Consider the following 24,169-nt stretch of genomic DNA (forward strand, 5'->3'; position numbering starts at 1 on the left):
CCAGCGCGGCGCGTACCGGCCGCCGGCAACGCGATCAAAACGACAGGAAATCTTAGCACAGAAGCGGCCCTCGCAGGCCGCCTTTCCGACGCAAAAACAATCACTTATGTGGCTTCGCGCGCCGTATTTCCGGCGAATACCGCCCGGGCGGCGAACGACGCGCGCACGCACACGCCGCCCCGCGCCGGCATCAGGCCTTGAACAACGCCTGCATCGATGCCGTGGACGGCCGCTCGACGACGCCCTGCTCGGTCACGATCGCATCGATCAGCTCGCCCGGCGTCACGTCGAACACCGGATTCCAGGCCTGGATGCCCTCGGCCACGGTGCGCGTGCCGCCGATGCCGAACAGCTCGCCCGGATCACGCTGCTCGATCTCGATCAGATCGCCCGAGGCGGTGTCCATGTCGACCGTCGAAGACGGCGCGACGACCATGAACTTCACGCCGTGGTGGCGCGCGGCGATCGCGAGCTGGTAGGTGCCGATCTTGTTCGCGGTGTCGCCATTGGCGCAGATGCGGTCCGCACCGACGACGATCCACTGCACCGCGCCGGTCTTCATCAGATGCGCAGCCGCGGAATCGGCGATCAGCGTCGCGTCGATGCCGTCCTGCTGCAGTTCCCACACCGTCAGGCGCGCGCCCTGCAGCCACGGCCGCGTCTCGCCGGCGAACACCTTGCCGATGCGTCCCTGCGCCATGCCCGCGCGGATCACGCCCAGCGCCGTGCCGAAACCCGCGGTCGCCAGCGAACCGGTGTTGCAATGGGTCATGACGCCACTGCCGGGCGCGATCAGATCGGCGCCGAGCGCGCCCATGTGGCGGTTGGCCGCAAGGTCTTCTTCCGCGATCGCCTGCGCCTCACGCGCCAGCACCTCGCGCCAGTCGGCACCCGAGGTCGCCAGCACACGCCGCATCCGCGCCAGCGCCCACGCCAGATTCACCGCCGTCGGCCGCGCGGCGTTGAGCCGCTGCAACGCAGGTTCGAGCTTCGCGAGCGCCGCCGTTCCGTCATCGGCCTCAAGATCACGCGCGCCCAGCACCGCACCCCACGCCGCCGCGATCCCGATCGCCGGCGCCCCGCGCACGGTCAGATCGTGAATCGCCTGCGCGACCTCGTCACTGGTGGTGCAGGACACGTGCTCGACGACGAAGGGGAGCTTGCGCTGGTCGAGCAGATCGAGCGTGTCACCGGTCCAGAGGATCGGGCGGATGTGGTCGTAGCGGTCGAAATCGAGGGGGGATGTGTTCATGGGGCCATTGTAAATCGGGGATGTTGGATTGCTGTTGGTGGAGCGGGTGCCGAGCTGTCACCTTGACGACCGCTTCCTCGCCCCGCCCCTTCAGCACAGAGTGCGGCCAGTTTTCGTTACCCGTCATTCCCGCGAAAGCGGGAATCCATTTTGATGTTGGCGTCCGCTTTGACATTGGCTTTGGCTTTGGCTTTTGGCTTTTGGCTTTGGCTTCTGCTTCCAGCTCTTGATCTAAATCGAGCCGTAGAGCGAGCCGAGCACCGGAGCCTGGCGTGGCCGAAGAGCAGCCCATGTCTGAGCGCAGCGAGTTTGGGCTGCGTGCCGCGCCAGGCGAGGAGCGGAGGGGACCGACGCGGCTCCATCGCGTCGGCTCGCGTCCGGCGAAGGGACTTTTTGGTTCCTTTTGGGTCCCTCCAAAAGGGACTCGCACGCGCAGCGGGCGAAAGCCTTGCACTTTGCTTCAGCCTTGGCGTTAGATATCCATATTCGCCAGATGAATCGTTAGCGGGCGAAGATCAAAGACAAGGCTTCCGCGCTGTCGCGCGGCTTACTTTTGTCTTGGCAAAAGTAAGCAAAACCGTCTTCGCCGGACACGATCCGCCGCGATACAGCCGCGGCGGTCCCCTGCGCTTCTCGGACGTCGGGGCACGCAGCCCAAACTCGCTGCGCTCAGACATGGGCTGCTCTTTGACCCCGCCGCCCTGCGATGCTCGGCTCGCTCTACGGCTCGATTCACATCAAAAGCCTAGCCAAGACAAGTCAGAGCAGAGCCAAAGCTAAAACCACAGCCAGAACAAGGGCCAACCCAGAACCCAGAACCCAGATCAAGAGGGACGCCCGCGTTACCAGACATGCGTCTGTTGAGAGCCGCGGGCATGACGACAATGAGTCCTGGTGAAGTGCTTTAAACGCACGAGCGATCACGCTCGCGCAAAATCAAACGCGATCACATCGGCGATGCGCCCCGTCCCGAGCATCGCCATCATCAGGCGATCGACCCCTAAGGCCACGCCCGCGCAATCCGGAAATCCGGAATCCAGCGCATCCAGCAGCGCGTCATCGATTACCGGCAATGCAGCACCGCGCGACCCGCGCACCGCATGATCCCGTTCGAAACGCGCGCGTTGCTCCGCGCCGTCGGCCAGCTCGTGATAGCCGTTCGCGAGTTCCAGCGCACCGAGATACAGCTCGAAACGCTCGGCCACCTGCACGCCGTCACGCTCGGCGACACGCGCGAGCATGCATTGCGACGCCGGGTAGTCGTGGACGACGAGAATCCGGTGTTCAGGATTCGCGGGCTGGATGCGATGCGTCATCAACAGGTCCAGCCAGTCGTCGCGGATCAGGCCGTCGGGATCGATCTGTACGTCGCCGAGCGCCCTCTGCAGCGCGGCTTCGGACGCGGTCATCGGGTCGATTCCGAGCGTGTCGAGATACACGGCGCGATATGTGGTCTGCACCACCTCGACGCGCCTGTCCACGAGCTCCAGCGCGTCCTGCACCAGTGCGACGGTTTCGTCGGCGAGTTGATGCTGGTCCCAGCCGACGCGATACCACTCGAGCATCGTGAACTCGGGATTGTGGCGGCCGCCCGCCTCGCCGTCGCGGAACACGCGGCCGAGTTCGTAGCAGTCGCCGAAACCGGCGGAGAGCAGGCGCTTGAGCGGGAACTCGGGCGACGTGCGCAGCCAGCGCGTGCGTGGCCCGGCCGATACATGACCACCGAACTCGGTGCGGAAACTGGCGACGTTCGGATCGGTATTGCCGGCCTGTGATAGCATCGGCGTCTCGACTTCGGACACGCCACGTTCGGCGAAGAACGTGCGCAATGTCGCGTTGAGGCGCGCGCGCAGGCGCAGGGTGTCGAAGCTCGCCGACGGCTGCATCGACGCGCTCACGCCTGTGATTCAAGAAACGCGAGCAGCGCGGCTTCGTCCCAGATCTCGATCCCGAGTTCCTGCGCCTTCGCCAGCTTAGAACCGGCAGCTTCACCGGCGACGACCAGCGAGGTCTTCTTCGACACGCTGCCGGCGATCTTCGCGCCCAGCGCTTCGAGCTTTTCGCCGGCTTCATCGCGGGTCATCGCCTCTAGGCTGCCGGTCAGCACGACGGTCTTGCCGTCGAGCGGGCCGCTGGTCTTCACCGCCTTCGCCGGCGCCGCATCGAGCAGGCGCCGCATCGCGGCATCGCTCGCGCGGAGCGCTGCAAGTGCATCCGCATCGGCCAGAAACGCCGACAGATTGTCCGCGCCCGCCGACGACAGGCCGGCGCCGGTCCAGCCGCTCGCGTTCGCGCGCAACAGCGCGTCGAGCGTGCTGTAGGTGTCGGCGAGACGCTCGGCGCTCTTGCCGCCCAGCTTGTCGACGGGCAGCGTCGACAGCAGATGGGCGAGCCCCAGACGTTCGCGCAGGGCGGCCGACGGTGCGGTTTCGTCGCTGAAGGTGATGCCCGCGGCGAGCAGCGCATCGACGACCTCGACGTTGCCGGGTTGTTCGAAGAACGTCGCGATCGAACGCGCGACCTCGCCTCCGATGTCGGGCAGCGCCTGGAGCAGCATCGCCGGCGTCGTGCGCACGAAGTCGAGCGTGCCCAGCCACTGCGCGAGCGACTTGGCCGTCGTCTCGCCCAGATGCGGAATGCCGAGCGCGAACAGGAAGCGCGGCAGCGTCGTCGTGCGACTGGCATCGATGCCGGCGACGAGGTTCTCCGCCCACTTCGTCGCGAGCTTGCCGCCGGTCTCGACCGTCAGATGCGCGCGCAGGAACGCGGCGTCCTTCCACACCGGCGACTCCTGCGCGAGCACCGCTTCGCCGGCGGCATCGAGCGCGAGTGCGCCTTTGCTGTCGGCGATCGCCTGGGCGAGATCCGCCGCGGTCGCGGCATCGAGCGCGGTCTTCATCCGCACCAGATCCTCGACCGTCAACGCGAACAGGTCGGCCGGCGAATGCACGAAACCGAATTCGACCAGCGCCTCGGCCTGCTTGTCGCCGAGGCCTTCGATGTCCATCGCGCGCCGCGAGGCGAAGTGGCGTACAGCCTCTTTGCGCTGCGCGGAACAGGTCAGGCCGCCGGTACAGCGCCAGGCCGACGCGCCCTCCTCGCGCACGAGCTCGGAACCACAGACCGGGCACGTGGCCGGCATCGACCATTCGACCGTGCCCGCGGGACGCCGGTCCTCGATCACGCGCACGATCTCGGGAATCACATCGCCCGCGCGGCGCACGATCACCGTGTCGCCCTCGCGCACGTCGAGGCGGCGGATCTGGTCCTCGTTGTGCAGCGTCGCGTTCGTGACCGTCACACCGGCGACCTGCACCGGCTCCAGCCGCGCGACCGGCGTGATCGCACCGGTACGACCGACCTGCACCTCGATCGCGCGCAGCACCGTCGACTGTTCCTGCGCCGGGAATTTGTGCGCCAGCGCCCAGCGCGGCGCGCGCGAGACGAAGCCCATCGTCGCCTGCTGGTCGTAGTCGTCGAGTTTGTAGACCACGCCGTCGATGTCGTACGGCAGCGTGTCGCGCGCTTCGCCGATGCGGCGGAAGTACGCGATCAGGCCGTCGAAACCGGTCGCAGTGTCGGCTTCGGGCGCGACGGGAAACCCGAACTCCCGCAGCAGCGCGAGCGTCTCGGAATGCGTCTCCGGCAATTCCAGTCCGCGCACCTCGCCGATCGAGTATGCGAAGAACGCCAGCGGACGCCGACGCGTGACCGCGGGATCGAGCTGACGTAGCGAGCCGGCCGCGCCGTTGCGCGGGTTGGCCAGCAGCTTTTCGTTGTGGTCGAGCGCCTTCGCGTTCCAGGCCTCGAAGGCTTTGCGCGGCATGTAGATTTCGCCGCGGACTTCCAGCACGGCCGGCGGCGGCGTTGCGGTGTCACGCAGCTTGAGCGGCACCGCGCGCACCTGGCGCAGGTTCGCGGTCACGTTCTCGCCGGTGCTGCCGTCGCCGCGCGTGGCGCCCTGCACGAAGACGCCGTTCTCGTAACGCAGGCTGATCGCGAGGCCGTCGAGCTTGGGCTCGACCGAGAACACCGGCGCTTCGACGTCGAGCTTCTGCTCGATGCGACGCTCGAAATCGGCGACCTCGGCGTAGCGCGCACGATCGTCCGCGTCGTCGGCGACGCCCGCGGTCTCGAAGGCATTGGCCAGCGACAGCATCGGCATCGCGTGGGTGACTTCAGGGAAGCCGCCGTCCGGTCGCGCGCCGACGGTGCGGGTCGGCGAGTCGTCGCTGGCGAGCTCGGGATGCGCGGTTTCCAGCGTGTCGAGTTCGCGCAGCAGCGCGTCGTAATCGGCATCCGGGATCGACGGATCGTCGAGCACGTAGTAGCGGTGATTGGCGTCTTCGATCAGCGCGCGCAGCTCGGCGACGCGCCCGGCGGGAGATGGCTTTGGCATGGGGGAATTGTAGGACGGCGGCGTTCCTGCGGGCGTCTGCCCTCACCCCAACCCCTCTCCCGGAGGGACAGAGGGCTCGATCAATCGAGCGTTGCGATTCAGGCCGCTTTCCCCTTGGGGTCAGGAGACATGTTTGCGAGCCACTGGCTCGCATGTCTTTGAACGCACGAGGCTGGGGCGCAGAGCGAGGATTTAGGTGAGCGCTACGCGATACGCCTGCAAGCGCGCGCCCAGCGTCCCGGCATGCAGTTCGAACAGATGGTTGTCGTAGTCGTGGAAATACAGCGACTCGCCCTCGCCTTCGATCCGCGGCCGTGGCGGACGGATGTCCACGCCCAGCGCGTCCAGCCGCGCGCGATACATCGGCAGATCGCCGGCCTCGACCGCAAATGCGACGTGGCGGTACGAGCGTTGGGGCAGCGGTTCGCCTTCCATCGCCGCGATCCACACGCCACCGAGTTCGAAGAACTTCTCGCGCGACAGCGAATGTGGCCGGTCGCCGCTGTCGTAGACCTCGCACGCGCCCAGACCCTCGACCAGCAGGCGCGCCGTGCGGTCGAGGTCGTGAACGACGAAGGTCAGATGGCTGATGCCGGAGATCGACATCGCACCGGACTCACCAGCGCGGGCTGCGGGTCACCGGGGGCACATCGTGTTCGCGATCCCAGCTGCGCAGTTCATCGCGCAGGCCGGCGATGCGCTGGCGGCCGAGGGCGTTGCGCTGTTCGTCGAGCAGCACGCCGTCGAGCAGCTCGGCCATGCGCTCGGCGGTGGGCAGCATCGCGTCCCAGGCGTCGAGGGCGCGGACCGGCGCCGGCAGGGTCAGGAAGAATGCGATCGCCGGGGTTTCGAGGCCTTGGATCTCGCTCATGTCGAAGCTGCCGGGACTGCGGATGTTGGCGACGCTGAAGATCGGGCCGCGCTCGGGATGGCCGTCGACCAGGCGGTGGAACACGTTCATGTGGCCATAGGTCAGGCCGGTCTTCTCGGCGGCGACCACGATGTCCGGGCCACGCAGCACATTGCCGGCGCGCGCAGCGATGTAGAGGGTCACGATCTTGTCGAAATCGTCGCTGGTGCGCTTGCCGAGCTCACTGTTTGGCGAGACGGCGCCGACGGTCTGGTCGAGCAGATCCATCTCGGCCTGCACGGCATCGGTGTCGCCTTCGGCACGCGGGACGCCGGCTTCGCCCAGATCCTGCTCCAGCTGCGCGCCGAGCGTCGGCTCCAGACGCTGCTCGCGATCGTCGGTGCTGACGACGCGGCGACCCTGCCCGTTGCGCGGGCGGGTGCCGAAATACCACATGGCACCCATCAGCAGCAGGCCTGCGACCAGGATTCCGATACGCATCATCCAGTCGTCGGTCATTCGCGGTGTTCTCCTTCGGGGTCGTTCATTATGCGCAGGCGCCGGGCCTGTCGGGCATGACGACCGCCGCCGGCCGGGCCGTGCGACGGTCGCGCCACATGATGACAGTCTCTAGGCAGCGCCGGCCAGTCGTGCGGCCTCGGCCAGATCGACCGACACCAGTCGGCTCACGCCGGGCTCGCGCATGGTCACGCCGCTGAGCTGGGACGCCGCTTCCATCGTCGCCTTGTTGTGGCTGACGAACAGGAACTGCACCTGCTCGCTCATCTCCTTGACCATCGCGGTGAAACGGCCGACGTTGGCCTCGTCCAGCGGCGCATCCACCTCGTCGAGCAGGCAGAACGGCGCCGGATTGAGCTGGAAGATCGAGAACACCAGCGCAACCGCGGTCATCGCCTTCTCGCCGCCGGACAGCAGCGAAATGTTGGACACGCGCTTGCCGGGCGGGCGCGCCATGATCGCCACGCCCGTGTCGAGCAGATCCTCGCCGGTCAGTTCCAGATACGCATGGCCGCCACCGAACAGCCGCGGATACAGCGCCTGCACCCCGGCGTTGACCTTGTCGAAGGTGTCCTTGAAGCGGCCGCGGGTCTCGCGGTCGATCTTGCGGATCGCTTCTTCCAGCGTGTCCAAGGCCGAGTTGAGATCGGCGTCCTGCGCGTCGAGGTATTCCTTGCGCTGCGCGGCTTCGGCGTGTTCGGCGATCGCGGCGAGATTCACCGGCTCCAGACGGCGCAGGCGCGCGTCGAAGTCGGTGACGATCTTCTCCCAGTCCTTCGCGTTCGCGGACTCCTCGAGCCCATTCAACACCTCGTCGACCACGAATCCGCCCTCGACGACCTGCGCCGACAGCTGGTCGGCGGCGATCACCAGCGCCTGCTGGTCGAGCCGGCGCTGGCCGATGGCCTCGCGCTGGGTCAGCGCCTGCGCGTCGCGCTGCTGGCGGACCTGCTCGAAGGTGCGCAGCTCGTTGTCCACCCCTTCCAGCGCGGACCGTGCCTCGGCCAGTGCACGCTCGGTGCGCACGCGCTCTTCGAGTGCGACCTGGCGCTGCTGCTCCAGCGTGTCGACCGGCGAATCGCCCGTCGCCAGCTGCGCGGACAGTTCGCCGAGGCGGCTGTCGATCTGGCCGCGCTGGCCGCCCATGCGCGCGAGCGCCTGGGTCAGCGAGGTGATCTGGGCGCGCTGCGATTCGATGGTCAGCGCGAGTGCATGCGCGGTGTCGCGTGATTCGCGCGCGGCCGATCGCAGCTGGTCACGCGCCTCGACCAGTCCGCGACGCTCGGCTTCGAGCGCGGCGCGGGCGGCTTCGAACTCGCCCATGCGTTCGACCGCGTCTTCCAGCCGGCCGCGTGCGTCGCGCGCCTGCTGGGCCGCGGTATCGAGGGTCTCGTGCAGCTGGGCGAGATCGGCGTCGATGCGCTCGATGCGGTTGCGCGCCGCTTCCACCCGACCCTGCTGGCTCTGCACCTGACCGGCGAGTTCGGAGACGCCGCGATGCGCGACATACAGCGCACGCTGCGCTTCCTCACGCTGCTGCTCGACGCTGAGCAGCTGTTCGCGGCCCTGCGCGATGCGCGCCTCCAGCGTCTTTTCCTGATCCTGCAGCGTGGCGATCGTCTCGCGCAGCGACTGGATCTCGCGTTCGCGCAGCAGCGCACCCTGCTTCGCCGCGCCCGAGCGCGACACGCGCACCCAGCCGGCGCCGAGGCGCTCGCCACTGCGCGTGATCACCGAATCGCCATCGCTCAGCCCCGCCTGCAGCGCGCGCGCCTCGGCCAGGGTCTCGGCCACATGCAGGCGCGCGAGCAGCCGGCGGATCGCCAGCGGGCCCTGCACCCTGGCCGCCAGCGACGTCGGCGCGAAGGCTTCATCGCCGGTGTCCGCCGATACCAGCGCCAGGCGGCTTTCGCCGAGTTCACCGAGCGCGTCGACCAGTTCGGCCGGCACGCCGTCGCCTTCGACCAGCACACCTTCGATCAGTTGACCGAGCGCGCTTTCGACCGCGAATTCCCAGCCTGATTCCACGCGCAGGCGCTCGCCGACGCGCGCCGAGGAATCCAGCCCGCGCTGGCGCAGCCATTCGACAGCGGCGCCCTGCTCCTGGCCGAGCGCCGCGTTCTGCAGGGTTTCCAGCGACGACAGCCGGCCGCGCGCTTCCTGCGCCTGCTTGCGCACGACGGACAGTTCTTCCTGCGCGCCGCGCTGGGCGTCCTGCAGGTCGACCGCCGCGGCTTTGCGCGTTTCCAGGTCGTCGCCGAGCGTGTCGAGCGCGGCCTTCTGCTCGTCGTGGCGGATCTGCAGATCGGCGAAGGCTTCGCTCAGCGCTTCGAGATCCAGCCCGCCGCGTTCGGCCTGCAACTGCTCGCGACGGCGGTCGGCTTCGAGCGACTGCTTGTCCAGATAGTCGACGCGGGTGCGCTCGACGTCGCCTTCGCGGGCCGCTTCGCCCTGCTCGCGGTTGTGGGCTTCCCAGCGCGTCTGCCAGTCGGCGAGCGCGGTTTCGGCTTCGCGCAGCGAGTCCTGGCGCACGGCGTCGTCGTCCTGCAGCTGCGCGAGCTGCGGTTCGGCGTCGGCGATGCTTTCGTGCAGGGCGTCGAGCCGCAGCTGGTCCTGGTCGATGTGTTCACCGATCTCGGCCAGCTGTGCCTGCGCCTCGTCGCGGGCCTTGAGCAGGCGCGCCGACAGTTCGCGCTGGTGCTGGATCTGCTGCTCGACGCGGGCCAGCGCGCCGCTGACCTCGTAGCTTTCGGCCTGCGCGCGGTTGAGGCCTTCGCTCGCCTCGTGGCGACGCTCGCGGCCCGTCTCCAGCTCGCGCTCGGCTTCGCGCTGCTCGGCGATGATCTGCTCGAGTTTGGTTTCTTCCTGCGCCAGACCTTCGCGCAATGCGCGCAGACGCGAATCGAGCGTGCGCCATTCCAGCGCCTTCCACTGCGCGTCGCGGATCTTCCGCTCGGCCTGGATCGCGGTGTACTGCTCGGCCTGCTTGGCCTGCCGCGCGAGGTGCTGCAGCTGCTTGCCGACTTCCTCGCGCAGATCGCTGAGGCGATCGAGGTTCTCGCGGGTGTGGCGGATGCGGGTCTCGGTTTCCTTGCGCCGCTCCTTGTACTTGGAGATGCCGGCCGCTTCCTCGAGATAGACGCGCAGCTCTTCGGGCTTGGCGTCGATGATCTGGCTGATCATGCCCTGCTCGATGATCGAGTAGCTGCGCGGGCCCAGACCGGTGCCGAGGAAGAGATCGGTGATGTCGCGGCGGCGGCACTTGGTGCCGTTGAGGTAGTAGCCGCTTTGCCCGTCGCGGCTGACGGTGCGCTTGACCGAGATCTCGTTGAACGCGGCGAACTCGCCGGCGATCGTGTGATCGGAGTTGTCGAACACCAGTTCGACCATCGCCTGCGACACCGGCTTGCGCGCGGTGGAACCGGCGAAGATCACGTCGGTCAGCGAGTCGCCACGCAGGCGACTGGCCGAGGATTCGCCCATGACCCAGCGCACCGCGTCGATGATGTTCGACTTGCCGCACCCGTTGGGCCCCACCACGCCAGTCATGTTGGTCGGCAGGTGCAGCGTGGTCGGATCGACGAAGGATTTGAAACCGGCGAGCTTGATCGTGGACAGGCGCATGCGGGCTTTGGTGGCCTCTTGGCGCCCGTCAGGGCGCGATGGATGACGGATAGCGTGTCATGCGATACGCGAAATTTCCATCGCAAGCGGTTGATTCCACAAGCACGGAGCGCCGCTCGCGCGCGCAAGCGGTCAGTATAGCGAGAGTTCCGGTGAGGTGAATTCCCAGCCCTTCTCCCTCCGGGAAAAGGTGTCCAAAGGGCGGATGAGGTGCTCTAAGACCGTCCACCTGGAACGCCACCCCTTACCCGACGCGCTTCGCGCGTCGACCTCTCCCAGAGGGAGAGGTGTGGTTTCTGCGTCGCAAGGCTCAACCCGCCCGCTGCACCAACCGCTCGCCGGTCTCGACATCGAATGCATGCACGCGGCCGACCGGAATCGTCAGTGCCAGGGTCTCGCCCGGCACCGGCACGCGGTCGGGCGGCAGGCGTGCGATCAGGGCGTGGGTGCCCAGCCGCAGGTTGACGAAGACTTCGCTGCCGACCGGTTCCACCACTTCGACCACCGGCGACAGCGATGCATCGGCGTCGTTTGCGGGCAGCAGATGCTCGGGCCGGATGCCCAGATCGACCGTGCGGCCGCTCCACTCGGCCGGGAAGCCGGCATCGCCGAGCGCGAGCGTGATGCCCGCGCCCGCGTCGAAGGTCCAGCCCTCCGTGCCCTGTGCCAGCGCGCCGCGCAGCACGTTCATGGCCGGGCTGCCAAGGAAGGTCGCGACGAACAGATTCGCCGGACGCTCGTACAGCGCCATCGGCGTGTCGATCTGCTGGATGTGGCCATCCTTGAGCACGACGATGCGCTGGCCCAGCGTCATCGCCTCGATCTGGTCGTGGGTGACGTAGATCATCGTCGTGCCGAGCTTGCGATGCAGCCGGGCGATCTCGACACGCATGCCGCTGCGCAGCTTGGCGTCGAGGTTGGACAGCGGCTCGTCGAGCAGGAACACCTGCGGCTGCCGCACCAGCGCGCGGCCCAAGGCAACGCGCTGGCGCTGGCCGCCCGAGAGCTGGCCCGGCTTGCGGTCGAGCACCTTGTCGAGTTCGAGCACCTGCGCGGCTTCGTCCACGCGCGCGGCGATCTCGGTCTTCGACTGGCCGCGCAGCTTCAGGCCGAAGGCGAGGTTCTCGGCCACGCTCATATGCGGGTACAGCGCGTAGCTCTGGAACACCATCGCGATGTCGCGATCCTTCGGCGCCACGTCGTTGACGACGCGGTCGCCGATGGTCAGCGTGCCGTCGCTGATCGCCTCCAGTCCCGCGACCATGCGCAGCAGCGTGGATTTGCCGCAGCCCGACGGGCCCACCAGCACCAGCAGCTCGCCATCGGCGACCTCGAAAGTCGCACCGGCCACACCGACGAAACCGTTGGGGTAGACCTTCCGTACCGCGTCGAACCGCACCTGTGCCATGCACGCTCCCGTGAGTCGCAAACCCGTCGTGGATCGCATCGTGCGGCTGCCTGCGTGAACCGCGCGCCGCGATGCAATTGCGCTATTCTGGCATGTAATCGTTTCCAATCCAGCCGGCGCACGTGTGGGAGGCACAGCTTGGTGCATCGAACGACAGATTCCATCCACGCGTGCGCCGCCTCGCGCGCGCCAGGTGACAGCGCTGGACACGCCGCGATGGCCTGGACGTTGCGATCTGCACGCCTCCGGCGACACACTCCGTGATTACCCATCCTGAACCCGAGACGGTCCCGGCGCCCATGCACGATTCCCTGCTGTTGTTCGGCGCCACCGGCGACCTGGCGCAACGCTATCTGTTCCCGTCCCTGCTGCATCTGCTGCGCGACCGGCTGCTGCCGGACGAATTCCGCGTGATCGCGATCGCGCGCAGCGAGCACGACGACGCAAGCTTCCGCGACTGGCTGCGCGAGCGTCTGGGTGACGACTACGACACCTCGCTGGTCGACGAACTGCTGCGCCGCATCCAGTACGTGCCGGTGGACCTGGGCGATGCCGATGCGATGGCAGCGTCCCTGTCGCGCTTCGCCGACCGTCCGGCGGTCAGCTATCTGTCGACGCCGCCGAACCTGTTCGCCTCCGCGTGCCGCGGGCTCAAGGCCGCCGGACTGCTGGAAGCGCCGTCGCGGCTGGTGCTCGAGAAGCCGATCGGCCATGACCTCGCCAGCGCGCAGGAAATCGACGCGACGCTGAAGTCCGCGCTCGACGAGTCGCGGATCTTCCGTATCGACCATTACCTGGGCAAGGCGCCGGTGCAGAACCTGCTCGCGCTGCGGCTGGGCAACACGCTGCTGGAAGCCACGTGGGAGCGGCGCTGGATCGAATCGGTCGACATCATCGTGGCCGAGACCGCCGGCGTGGACGGCCGCGAGGGCTACTACGCCGATTACGGCGCGCTGCGCGACATGGTGCAGAACCACATGCTGCAGTTGCTGGCGCTGATCGCGATGGAGCCGCCGGCCGCGATGGACACCGACAGCATCCGCGACGAGAAGCGCAAGGTGCTGCGCGCCCTGCGGCCGATGACCGCCGCCGATGCCGCCGCCGACAGCGTGCGTGGTCGCTACGGCCCGGGCGTCGTCGATGGCCAGGCCGTGCAGGGCTTCAAGCACGGCGGACACGAGGATGTCGAAACCTTCGTCGGCCTGCGCGCGTGGATCGACAACTGGCGCTGGGCCGGCGTGCCGTTCCGCCTGGTCACCGGCAAGCGCATGCCCTCGCGCACCACCGAGGTCGTCGTGACCTTCAAGCCGGTCACGCACTGGCTGTTCGGACCGGGTGAGCGCAAGCGCGCGCGGGCCAACCAGCTGCGCGTGCGCCTGCAGCCGGAAGAGACGATCGAACTCGGCCTGATGGGCAGTCTCGCGGCGTCGGAATGGGCCGCGAACGAACTGCAGCCGATGTCGCTGGACCTGGCGATGCTGCCGCCCAAGCGCCGCATCGCCTACGAACGCCTGATGATCGATGCGCTCAAGGGCGATCAGACGCTGTTCGTGCGCGACGACGAAGTCGAAGCCGCGTGGCGCTGGATCGACAGCGTCAGCGCCGCATGGCGCGAGGCCGGCACGCCGGTACGCGACTACCCGGCCGGCAGCTGGGGCCCGGCCGAAGCGCAGCCGTTCCTGCCGCGCACGCTGACCACCCACAACGGACGTAAATCGTGACGGCTGCGCTCGCCCTGCTCGCCGACATCGGCGGCACCAATGCGCGCTTCGCGCTGGCCGACACCGGCAGCCCGACGCCGCTGCAGCTCGACACGGTCAAGATCTTTCCGGTCGCCGACTTCCCGTCGCTGGCCGATGCCGCGCTGCATTACCTGCAGGAGATCGGCCACGACGGCAAGGGCGCGCTCCCCCGCGCCGTGCTCGCGGTCGCCGGTCGCGTCGACGGCGACGATGCACGCATCACCAATCATCCCTGGGTGATCTCGCGCACCCGCACGCAGCAGCGGCTCGGGATCGAAGACGTCGTGCTGACCAACGATTTCGCCGCGCAGGCCATGGCCATCCCGCTGCTGCAGCCGGGCGATTTCAGCGCCATCGGCGGCGTGCCGTGGTCGGTGCCGAAGGATCCGGGCGGTCCGTGTACCTATGCGGTGATCGGCCCCGGCACGGGGCTGGGCGTCGGTGGCCTGGTGATCCGCGACGGCAGGCACTACCCGCTGGAAACCGAAGGCGGCCACGTCAGCTTTCCGCCGGGCACGCCGGAAGAAACCGCGATCCTCGAACGCCTGTCGGCGCAATTCGGCCGCGTATCCAACGAGCGCCTGATCTGCGGTCCAGGTCTGGTCAACATCCATCGCGCATTGAGCGAAATCGCCGGCGTCGATCCGGGCCCGATGCAGCCGGCCGACATCACCGCACGTGCGAAGGATGGCGATGCCCGCTGCGCGCGCGCGGTCGACGTGTTCTGCGCGGTGTTCGGCGCGATCGCGGGTGACCTCGTGCTGACCCTCGGCGCTTGGGACGGCGTGTTCCTCACCGGCGGTCTGGTGCCGAAGATGCTCGATTCGATCCGTCATTCGGGCTTCCGCCAGCGCTTCGAACACAAGGGCCGCTTCTCGCCGAACATGGGCCGCGTGCCCAGCGTCGCGGTGCTGCATCCGCATGCCGGCCTGCTCGGCGCGGCCGCGATCGCATCGCGCAGGGCCGCCGCATGACGCCCACCGGCGCCGCGGCCTTTGGCATCGCCGGCGGAATCGGCGACGATGGGCGCATGCAGCTGCACGCCTACGAATCGGCGACCCAGTGGACCTGGGGCGCCGCGATTGCGATCTCGTCCGCGATTGCCCGCGATCTGGAGCTCAAGCCGCGTGCGCGACTGCTGCTGTCCGGAGGCAAGACGCCGGGGCCGGTGTATGCGGCGCTGTCGAAATCGCCGCTCGCGTGGGACCGTGTCGACGTCGCGCTGGTCGACGAGCGCTGGCTGCTGCCCGACGATCCCGACAGCAATGCGCGCCTGCTGCGCGAATCGCTGATCCAGAACAAGGCACAGAAGGCGCGGCTGGAGACCATCACCCGCGCCGGCCGTCCGTTCGACGAAGCCGTCGCCACCGCCAATCTGCATGCGCGCCAGCCCGCGGGCGTGGTCGTGCTGGGCATGGGCGACGACGGGCATACCGCGTCGTTGTTCCCCGGCATGGTCGATCTCGACTCGGCGCTCGCGTCCACGTCGCCGTATGTCGGCGTCGATGCCGGCGGCAGTCCCGGTGCGGGCAGCTGGCAGCGTCGGGTGAGCCTGACGCCGGCCGGCCTCGCACCCGCGCACACGCGCATCCTGCTGATCCGCGGCGAGAAGAAGCGCGCTCTGCTCGACCGTCTGCTGCAGAGCGACGACGCCACCGAATTCCCCGCGCGCATCGCGTTCACCACGCCGGGCGCGAAGCTCCACGTCCACTGGTGCCCGTGACCCGCGCACCTGCGCGGATGCGCACGCCGTTCGACCGTTGCGCGCAGTGCGATCCGCGCGCCCCCGCCCGTCCCCCGGGCGCCCGTTCCTCTCATCGCCGCCGCCCATGAGCCTGCATCCCGTCGTCCAGTCCGTCACCGAACGCATCCGCAAGCGCAGCGCGCCGTCGCGGCAGGCGTATCTCGAAGGCATCGCGCGCATGCGCGACGAGGGGCCGCTGCGCGGCCACCTGAGTTGCGCCAACCTCGCGCACGGCTTCGCCGCCTGCGGGCCGGTCGACAAGTCGCGCCTGCGCAATGGGCCCACCGCGAACCTCGGCATCGTCACCGCCTACAACGACATGCTGTCGGCGCATCAGCCCTACGAGCCGTATCCGGAATTCATCCGCCAGACCGCGCGTGCGCTGGGCCACACCGCCCAGGTCGCGGGCGGCGTGCCGGCGATGTGCGACGGCGTGACCCAGGGCCGCGCGGGCATGGAACTGTCGCTGTTCTCGCGCGACGTCATCGCCCAGGCCACCGCGATCGCGCTGTCGCACGACATGTTCGACAGCAGCGTGTATCTGGGCATCTGCGACAAGATCGTGCCCGGCCTGCTGATCGGCGCGCTGGCCTACGGCCATCTGCCGGCGATCTTCATTCCCGGCGGGCCGATGACGCCCGGCGTGCCGAACAAGACCAAGGCCGAAGTGCGCGAGCGCTACGCCGCCGGCGAGGCCACGCGCGAGGAGCTGCTGCAGGTCGAGTCCGACTCCTATCACGGCCCCGGCACCTGCACCTTCTACGGCACCGCGAATTCCAACCAGACCCTGCTCGAGGCGATGGGCGTGCAGTTGCCGAGCGCGGCCTTCATCAATCCGGGCACGCCGCTGCGCGAAGCTTTCACCCGCGAGGCAGTGGAACGCGCGCTGTCGATCACCGCGCTCGGCGACGACTACCGCCCGCTGGGCCAGCTGATCGACGAACGCGCGATCGTCAACGCGGTCGCGATGCTGATGGCCACCGGCGGCTCGACCAACCACACCATCCACTGGATCGCGGTCGCACGCGCGGCCGGCATCGTGCTGACCTGGGACGACATGGACCAGCTGTCGCAGGCCGTGCCGCTGCTGGCGCGCGTGTATCCGAACGGCGAAGCCGACGTGAACCGCTACCACGCGGCCGGTGGCAACGCCTACGTGTTCCGCGAACTGCTCGATGCCGGCCTGATGCACGGCGATCTGCCGACGATCGTCGACGGCGGCATGGCGCGCTACGGTCAGGAACCCAAGCTCGATGGCGAGCATATCCGCTACGAACCCGGCCCGACGGCCAGCGGCGACGACAGCGTGCTGCGCCCGGTGTCCGCTCCGTTCGAGGCCCACGGCGGCCTGCGTCTGCTGCGCGGCAACCTCGGCCGTTCGCTGATCAAGCTGTCGGCGGTGAAGCCGGAGTTCCGCACCATCGAAGCACCGGCCGTCGTCGTCGACGCGCCGCAGGCTCTGAACCGCCTGCACGCCGCCGGCGCACTGCCGCGCGATTTCGTCGCCGTCGTCCGCTACCAGGGGCCGAAAGCCAACGGCATGCCCGAACTGCATTCGCTGGCGCCGCTGCTGGGCATGCTGCAGAACCAGGGCCGGCGCGTCGCGCTGGTCACCGACGGTCGCCTGTCGGGCGCGTCGGGCAAGATTCCCGCCGCGATCCACATGACCCCCGAGGCCGCGCGCGGCGGACCGCTCGCGTTCGTGCGCGAAGGCGACATCATCCGACTCGACGGCGAGGCCGGTACGCTCGAAGCGCTGGTCGATCCGGCCGAGTGGCAGGCGCGCACGGCCGCGACGGATACCGCGCCCGCGCCCACCGACCACGGCCGCAATCTGTTCGGCTTCAACCGCGCGAACGTGTCGCCCGCCGACCAGGGCGCGCTGTCGATTTCCTGCGGCCCGGCCACCACCGACGGCAGCGCGTGGCACTACGATGCCGAATACGACCTGGGCGCTGATGCAGCAGCGCTCGATGCGCCACACGATTCCAAGGACGCCTGACACGATGCCCAACGTTTCCACCATGTCCGAGCGCCAGCAGCGCGCCGCCGAGTTCCTGCGCAAGGCCGGCGTGCTGCCGGTGATCACCGTGCACACCCTCGACGAGGCGCGCGCGATCGCCGATGCGCTGCTCGAAGGCGGCTTGAACACGCTCGAACTCACGCTGCGCACGCCGGTCGCGATCGACGCGCTGGCGATGCTCAAGCGCGAGCGCCCGGACATCGTCATCGGCGCCGGCACGATCCTCAATGCCGACAACATCCGCGCGTCGATCGATGCCGGTGCGGACTTCCTGGTCACACCCGGCACGCCGCCGCTGCTCGCCGATGCACTGGCCGAAGCCGACATTCCGGTGGTGCCCGGTGCCGCGACGCCGACCGAATTCATGGCGCTGCGCGAGCGCGGCTTCCGCAACTGCAAGCTGTTTCCGGCCAGCGCCGTCGGCGGCCTCGCGATGCTCAAGGGCCTCGCCGGTCCGCTGCACGACATGCGCTTCTGCCCGACCGGCGGCATTTCCGAATCCAACGCGGCCGAGTTCCTGTCGCAGCCGAACGTGCTGTGCATCGGTGGCTCGTGGATGCTCGACAAGGGCTGGCTGGAAGTCGGCGACTACGCCCGTGTCCGCGAGACCGCGGCGCGTGCGGCGCAGATCGTGCGGGATGTGCGGGGCTGAAGGATCCGGCGTTACGCGGACAGGCAGGCCTGACGACTCGTGCAATGAATCTGCACCACGCCAATCGGCATCCGGCTCCGATCGTCATCCCGGCGGCTGGCAACAGACGCATGTCTGGTCACGCCGGAGGCGCTTCTCAACAGCCGAATGGCTGGTCATCCAGCGACGTCAGCTGCCCCCGACCACCATTTCGTGTCGCGCGGCTGACGCCGTAACCGGCTCGTCCTTTTTCCGGGAACGTTCACGCTCTGGGCACCAGCCGTTCGGCTGTTGAGACGCATTTCCGGCCTGCGCCGGAACGACGGCTCGCAGACTTGCTGATGTCGAGCACGGTCCGAACCAGCGGGAAGAAAACCCGCACCGCAACGCAGCATGTAACCGCTTCCAGCGAATGTTAGCGTCCGCTCTCCAGTCGCGGACCACACATGCATGGCAATCAGATCCCGGTGTCCTGAAGCACGCGTCGGCCAAGCCCGTCATGGGCGGCGTATCGCGCCGATCCTGCTCGGCGCCCTGCTCGCCTGGGCAACGACCGCCGCCGCTGCGGCCCCTCTGCCGCCACGCAGCGACTGGACCGCCTCGGCCTCGTCGACGCAGGTCGACGCACTCGCGCCGCAGCACGCCATCGACGGCGATCCCAGGACGCGCTGGGGCGGGTCCTTCCTGCCCGGCCACTGGTTCCAAGTGGATCTGGGACGAGCGTCCGACGTCGGCGGCGTCGCGATCCTCTGGGACAGCGGATTCCCGGTGCGCTGGACGCTCGAGACCTCGCTCGACGGCACGCGGTGGGACGTCGCCTACACCAGCACCGATTCGCGCGGCGACACCGACCTGATCGTGTTTCCCGCGCGCAGTGCGCGCTACGTGCGCATCGCCAGCCCGTCGAAATCGTCAGACTGGGCGACGTCGATCTTCGAGTTCGAACCGCTCGCGGCCGACGCCGCACCGCAGCTCGACGGCCTGGCAGCCGGCGTCGACGGCGCCACGCTGTTCGCCACCGACGCAAAGCCGGGTCTCGTCGAAGGCGCAGGTCCCACGCCCGGCACGCGGCAGCTCGATCTCGCACTGCCACGTGCAGACCAGATCGCCGGGCTCGAAATCTGGTGGAGCGGCCCGCGCAACGGCGCCACGCTCGAAGCGCGCGATGCTGATGGCCAGTGGCGCGTGCTGGCCGAAGATCCCGGCCGCGACGGCACGCGCTCGTGGCTCGCAGGCGACGCGCCGCTGTCGCCGACCGCCCTGCGCCTCGTCGTCGGCGAGGTCGACGGCCGCCCGCCCGCCATCGCACGCCTGCGCCTGCTCGGCCCGAAACAGCTGCTGACACCGACCCGGCGCTACGAGATCGTCGCCTCGCGCACGCACGGCGCGCTGTTTCCATCGTCGCTGCACCAGCAGCAGGTCTACTGGACGGCGCTCGGCATTCCCGCCGGGCGGCAGAAATCGCTGCTCGACGAATACGGCAATCTCGAGCCCTTCAAGGGCGGCCCGATGCTGCAGGCCGTGTGGCGCGGCAGCGACGGCAAGGCGCGGGTCGCCGACAACGATCCGCAGCGTCGCCATGCCCTGCGTGAGCGGTGGATGCCGATGCCCTCGGTCGAGTGGCAGGGCCAGCGCGACCTGACGATCCGCAACGAGGCGTTCGCGCTGGAACAGAACGGACAGCCGGTGACGCTGATGCGCTACCGCCTGCACAACCGCGGACGCCGGTCGATCGACGGCGCGCTGTCGCTGCTGGTGCGCCCGCTGCAGGTCAATCCGCCGTGGCAGCACGGCGGCTGGTCGCCGATCCGGCAGCTCGCGATCGACGAGATCGCCGGCCGCACCCGCGTGCGCGTCGACGGTCGCACCCTGCTGACCTCGATGACGCCCGTCGGCGCCGGCGGCGCCGCGCCGTTCGGCGCGCACGGCGACACCGAGATCACCGCCGCTGCCGCGCGCGGCACGCCACCCGACGCAAGCGCAGCATCGGACGCGTCCGGACTCGCCGCCGGCATGCTCTCGTATCCGGTGCGGATCGCGCCGGGCGCCACCCAGGACATCGTCATCGCGCTGCCACTGGGCACGACCGCACTCGATCCCGCAAAGGGCGAACTGACCGAACCCCCGGCGCTCGATTTCGCCGCGCTCACCGGCGATGCCGCGACGCCCTCGGAGGCTTTCGATGCGAACGCCGCGCGCATCGCCGCCGGCTGGACCGACCGCTTCGACGCCTTCGACATCCGTCTGCCCGATCAGGACCTCGTCGACATGCTGCGCGCGCAGGGCGCGTACATGCTGATCAACCAGACCGGCCCGGCGATGCAGCCTGGTCCGCGCAACTACAACCGCTCGTTCCTGCGCGATGGCGCCGCGACCGCCGCGGTGCTGCTGCGCATGGGCCAGCCGCAGATCGCGCGCGACTATCTGCGCTGGTACACCGACCACGCACTCAATCCGAACGGCATGATCTCGCCGATCCTCAACGAGGACGGCAGCATCAATCGCGGTTTTGGTTCGGACGTCGAATACGACAGCCAGGGCCAGTACATCCAGCTCGTCGCAGACGTCGCGCGTCTCGACGGCGGGCCCGAAACGGTGCGCGAATACCTGCCGGCGGTGACAGCCGCGATGCGCTTCCTGCAGGAGCTCCGCGAACGCACGCTCGTCGCCGGCTACATGGGCACGCATCCGGCGCCGGAACGTTTCCGCGGCATCCTCGCGCCGTCGATCAGCCATGAGGGTTATTCCACGCCGACGCACAGCTACTGGGACGACTTCTACGGCATCAAGGGCTGGCACGACGGCGCCTGGCTCGCCGATGCGCTCGGCGACGCGGAGACCGCAGCTTGGGCGCGCGAACAGGGGCGTCTGCTGTCGGACTCGGTCGCCGCCTCGTTGCGCGCGACGATCGCGTGGAAAGGCATCGACTTCATTCCGTCCTCGGCGGATCTCGGCGACAGCGACCCGACCAGCGTGTCGATCGCACTCGATCCCACCGGTGCGCGCCACGTGCTGCCCGCGCGCGAACTGCGCACCACGTTCGATCGCTATCTCGCCAGGCAGTTCGGAGAGCGCAGCGGCCCGGATGCGCTGTGGGCCTACACGCCGTACGAGGTGCGCAACGTGCTGACCTTCGTGCATCTCGATCGCCCCGCCGATGCGCAGACCGTGCTGCAGGGCCTGCTCGCGGACCGCCGTCCACGCACGTGGCAGATGTGGCCCGAGGTCGTGCACTCGCGTCCGCGCTATCCCGGCTACATCGGCGACATGCCGCATACGTGGATCGGCGCCGAGTACGCGCGTACGCTCGTCGGCATGCTGCTGCACGAGGGCGACGACGGCCTGCATCTGTTGCCTGGCGCGCCCACGGCGTGGCTCGACGGCGACGGCCTGTCGGTGAGTGCGCTGCCGACCGCTTTCGGGCCGCTGACGATGGCGGCCAGGCAGTCCGGCGAGCAGCTCGACATCACGCTCGGCGATGGCCTGCAGGACACGGTGCCGGTGCAGGTGATCTGGCCGAACCGCACGCGGCCGACGTCGGTGCACGTCGATGGCCGCGCGGTGGACGACTTCGATGCGCGTGGCGTGCGCCTGTCGAAGCCGTTCCAGACCCTCGAAGCGCGCTGGTAAGCCAGCGCGCTCCACCCATCTTCAGTCCAGACGACGCGCCGGCAACGTCAGCGCGGCGCGCTCGCCTGCATCTGTGGCCGACTGTCCGAGTACGACCGTGTAGTCGCCGGCGGCGATCCGCCAGCTGCGATCGTCCGGGTGGTAGTCCGCGAACAGGCGCGGCGCCAGCGCGACTTCGACCTCACGTGTTTCGCCGGGCTGCAGTTCGACGCGGTCCCAACCGGCCAGGCGCAGCGGCGTGGCGTGGCCCTGCGGCAGATGCACGTAGAGCTGCGGCACCGCGGCGCCTGCACGTTCGCCGGTGTTGCGCACGCTGAAACGCGCGACGATGCGCGCCCCTTCCGCGCGCACCTGCAGGCCCGATGTCGCAAACGTCGTGTACGACAGACCATGGCCGAACGCATAGCGAGGCGTCAGACCCTTGGCTGCGAACCAGCGATAGCCGACGTTGGCGCCTTCGATGTCGTAGTCGATCGTGTCCTCGGGCTTCTGCGCAGGCTTGAAGCCGAGCCCGGGAATCGTCGGCCGCGGCAGCTGCGAGACGTCGACCGGCCACGTCACCGGCAGATGCCCGGACGGATTCGCTGCGCCGGTCAGCAGGCGCGCGATCGCTTCGCCGCCGCGGATGCCGGGATACCAGGCCTGCAGCACGCCCGGCACCGCATCGAGCCACGGCAGTTCGACCGGCCCGTTGGTCTGCAGCACGACCACGCTGCGCGGATTGGCGGCGGCGACCGCGGAAATCAACGCGTCCTGGCCATCGGGCAGACGCATGTCCGGCAGGTCGACCGATTCCGCGGCCCACTGCGTGGCGAACACGATGGCGACATCGGCCTCGCGCGCGAGCCGCGCGGCAGCCGCGCGGTCGCGACCGTCGACGTAGTCGATGCGCGCATCCGGCAGCGCTTCGCGCAAGGCGAGCAGCGGCGAGGACGGCTGGAACATCACCGGCCCCGGCCAGGTCATCGGCGCGAGACCGGTGACGGCGCTGGTGCCGCGCGACGTCCAGCCGACCATCGACGAACCGCCGCCGGCGATCACGCCCTTGTCGGCATGTCCGCCGATCACCGCGATGCGGCGCACGCCGGGCGCGAGCGGCAGCACGCCGTTCTCGTTGCGCAACAGCACCGCGCCGGCTTCGGCCGTGCGCTGCGCGACATCGAAGCCGATCGCATCGAGCGCGTCGTCGACCGGCTGGCGCTGCGGCGGGTGCTCGAACGCGCCGACGGCGATGAAGCTGCGCAGGATGCGGTGGACCATGTCGTCGAGCCGCGTCTGCGGCACCACTCCAGCGCCGACCGCCATGCGCAGCGGCGCGTCGAAGTACACGGCCTTGTCGAACACCTCGCCCGCCGACTGCTGGTCGAGACCGGCGTTCGCCGCCTTCGATGCGCTGTGCACGCCGCCCCAGTCCGACATCACGTAACCGGGATAGCGCCAGTCGCGCTTGAGCACGTTGTTGAGCAGTTCCTCGTGCTCGCAGCCGTAGGTACCGTTGATGCGGTTGTAGCTGCACATCACCGAGCCGGGCTGGCCGATCTCGATCGCGACGTGGAACGCGAGCAGATCGGATTCGTGCATCGCCCGGTCGCCGATCTGCGCGCTGTGGAAATTGCGCGCGGTCTCCATGTCGTTGAGCGCGTAGTGCTTCATCGTCGACAGCACGTGCTGCGACTGCACGCCGCGGATCGATTCGCCGACCAGCGTGCCGGCGAGCAACGGATCCTCGCCCGCGTATTCGAAGTTGCGGCCGTTGCGCGGATCGCGTTGCAGGTTGACGCTGCCGGCCAGCAGCACGTTGAAGCCCTGGCGCCAGGCCTCGCGGCCCATGGTCTCGCCGCCCTTGAAGGCGATGTCGCGGCTCCAGGTCGACGCAGTCATGGGGCCCGAGGGCATCGCGGTCGCGTGATCGCCCGCGCGCGCGCCGCCTGGATTGGTCACGCCGAGGCCGGCATCGACCAGACCCTGCGCCGGAATCCCCAGGCGCGGAATCGGCGCCACGTAACCGGCGGCGGTGAGCGCCTCTTCAGGCTTCTTCTCGCCGATCGCGAAGCGGCTGCGGATCAGCGCGAACTTCTCGTCCTGGGTCATCGCTGCAACGAGCAACGCGGCGCGCGCATCCGGCGACTTGTTGGCATCCATCCACGGCTGCGCGCCGCTCGCGTCCTGCGCGAACGCGGGCGCGGCCGCCAGCAACGCGCACACCAGCATGCGTGTCGACGTCTGGGTCTTCATCGAACTCCCCTCCCCTCGAATGTGGTGCAGGCGCGGCCCATGCGCGCGACAGGCCCTGTTGGGGCGACCCGTCGCGGCCATGGGCCGCGCCTGCCTATCAGTGACCCGCGGA

At 68.9% G+C, this 24,169-nt stretch carries 14 protein-coding genes; 6 read left to right on the top strand and 8 right to left on the bottom strand.

The window, feature by feature from the left end:
• Positions 1-190: 190 nt before the first annotated feature.
• The 7 genes from mtnA to AC3A5T_RS12675 form a co-directional block, all read right to left on the bottom strand.
• A complete protein-coding gene (mtnA, locus tag AC3A5T_RS12645; RefSeq protein ID WP_487628877.1) occupies positions 191-1,252 on the bottom strand; it encodes an S-methyl-5-thioribose-1-phosphate isomerase in 1,062 nt (353 codons plus the stop codon).
• 920 nt (positions 1,253-2,172) lie between these two features.
• Positions 2,173-3,138, bottom strand: coding sequence for an EF-P lysine aminoacylase EpmA (gene epmA, locus AC3A5T_RS12650; protein ID WP_487628977.1), 966 nt, complete (start codon positions 3,136-3,138; stop codon positions 2,173-2,175).
• 8 nt (positions 3,139-3,146) lie between these two features.
• On the bottom strand, positions 3,147-5,651 hold the full coding sequence (gene ligA / locus AC3A5T_RS12655; RefSeq protein WP_487628878.1) for an NAD-dependent DNA ligase LigA: 2,505 nt from the start codon (positions 5,649-5,651) through the stop codon (positions 3,147-3,149).
• Positions 5,652-5,843: 192 nt separating this feature from the next.
• A complete protein-coding gene (fosX, locus tag AC3A5T_RS12660) occupies positions 5,844-6,257 on the bottom strand; it encodes a FosX/FosE/FosI family fosfomycin resistance hydrolase (RefSeq protein WP_487628879.1) in 414 nt (137 codons plus the stop codon).
• A gap of 10 nt (positions 6,258-6,267) precedes the next feature.
• On the bottom strand, positions 6,268-7,020 hold the full coding sequence (gene zipA / locus AC3A5T_RS12665) for a cell division protein ZipA (protein WP_487628880.1): 753 nt from the start codon (positions 7,018-7,020) through the stop codon (positions 6,268-6,270).
• Positions 7,021-7,131: 111 nt separating this feature from the next.
• Positions 7,132-10,644 (bottom strand): chromosome segregation protein SMC, encoded by a 3,513-nt coding sequence (gene smc / locus AC3A5T_RS12670; protein WP_487628881.1) that lies wholly within the window; start codon positions 10,642-10,644, stop codon positions 7,132-7,134.
• Between the two features lie 310 nt (positions 10,645-10,954).
• Positions 10,955-12,052: an ABC transporter ATP-binding protein gene (locus tag AC3A5T_RS12675; protein WP_487628882.1), complete on the bottom strand. Its 1,098-nt coding sequence runs from the start codon at positions 12,050-12,052 to the stop codon at positions 10,955-10,957.
• A 299-nt stretch (positions 12,053-12,351) separates the two neighbouring features.
• Between AC3A5T_RS12675 and zwf the strand changes: the two genes are divergently transcribed.
• The 6 genes from zwf to AC3A5T_RS12705 all read left to right on the top strand — a co-directional run bounded on the left by zwf (position 12,352) and on the right by AC3A5T_RS12705 (position 21,822).
• The gene (zwf, locus tag AC3A5T_RS12680) at positions 12,352-13,773 is read left to right on the top strand and encodes a glucose-6-phosphate dehydrogenase (protein ID WP_232138079.1); all 1,422 of its coding nucleotides are present in this window, start codon (positions 12,352-12,354) and stop codon (positions 13,771-13,773) included.
• Complete coding sequence (gene glk / locus AC3A5T_RS12685; protein WP_487628883.1) at positions 13,770-14,768, top strand: glucokinase; 999 nt, start codon at positions 13,770-13,772, stop codon at positions 14,766-14,768. The genes zwf and glk overlap by 4 nt, the downstream gene beginning before the upstream one ends.
• A complete protein-coding gene (pgl, locus tag AC3A5T_RS12690) occupies positions 14,765-15,517 on the top strand; it encodes a 6-phosphogluconolactonase (RefSeq protein WP_487628884.1) in 753 nt (250 codons plus the stop codon). Before glk ends, pgl begins: the two co-directional genes overlap by 4 nt.
• Before the next feature lie 106 nt (positions 15,518-15,623).
• Entirely contained in the window at positions 15,624-17,540 is a 1,917-nt protein-coding gene (gene edd, locus AC3A5T_RS12695) for a phosphogluconate dehydratase (RefSeq protein ID WP_487628885.1), read from the top strand.
• 22 nt (positions 17,541-17,562) lie between these two features.
• On the top strand, positions 17,563-18,213 hold the full coding sequence (locus AC3A5T_RS12700) for a bifunctional 4-hydroxy-2-oxoglutarate aldolase/2-dehydro-3-deoxy-phosphogluconate aldolase (RefSeq protein WP_425497217.1): 651 nt from the start codon (positions 17,563-17,565) through the stop codon (positions 18,211-18,213).
• A gap of 429 nt (positions 18,214-18,642) precedes the next feature.
• Entirely contained in the window at positions 18,643-21,822 is a 3,180-nt protein-coding gene (locus AC3A5T_RS12705) for a discoidin domain-containing protein (protein WP_487628886.1), read from the top strand.
• Between the two features lie 21 nt (positions 21,823-21,843).
• Here the strand turns inward: AC3A5T_RS12705 and AC3A5T_RS12710 are convergent, their stop codons facing one another.
• Complete coding sequence (locus AC3A5T_RS12710; RefSeq protein WP_487628978.1) at positions 21,844-24,033, bottom strand: beta-glucosidase; 2,190 nt, start codon at positions 24,031-24,033, stop codon at positions 21,844-21,846.
• Positions 24,034-24,169 lie beyond the last annotated feature (136 nt).

It is taken from the genome of Luteimonas sp. Soil_C_16, assembly GCF_057657295.1.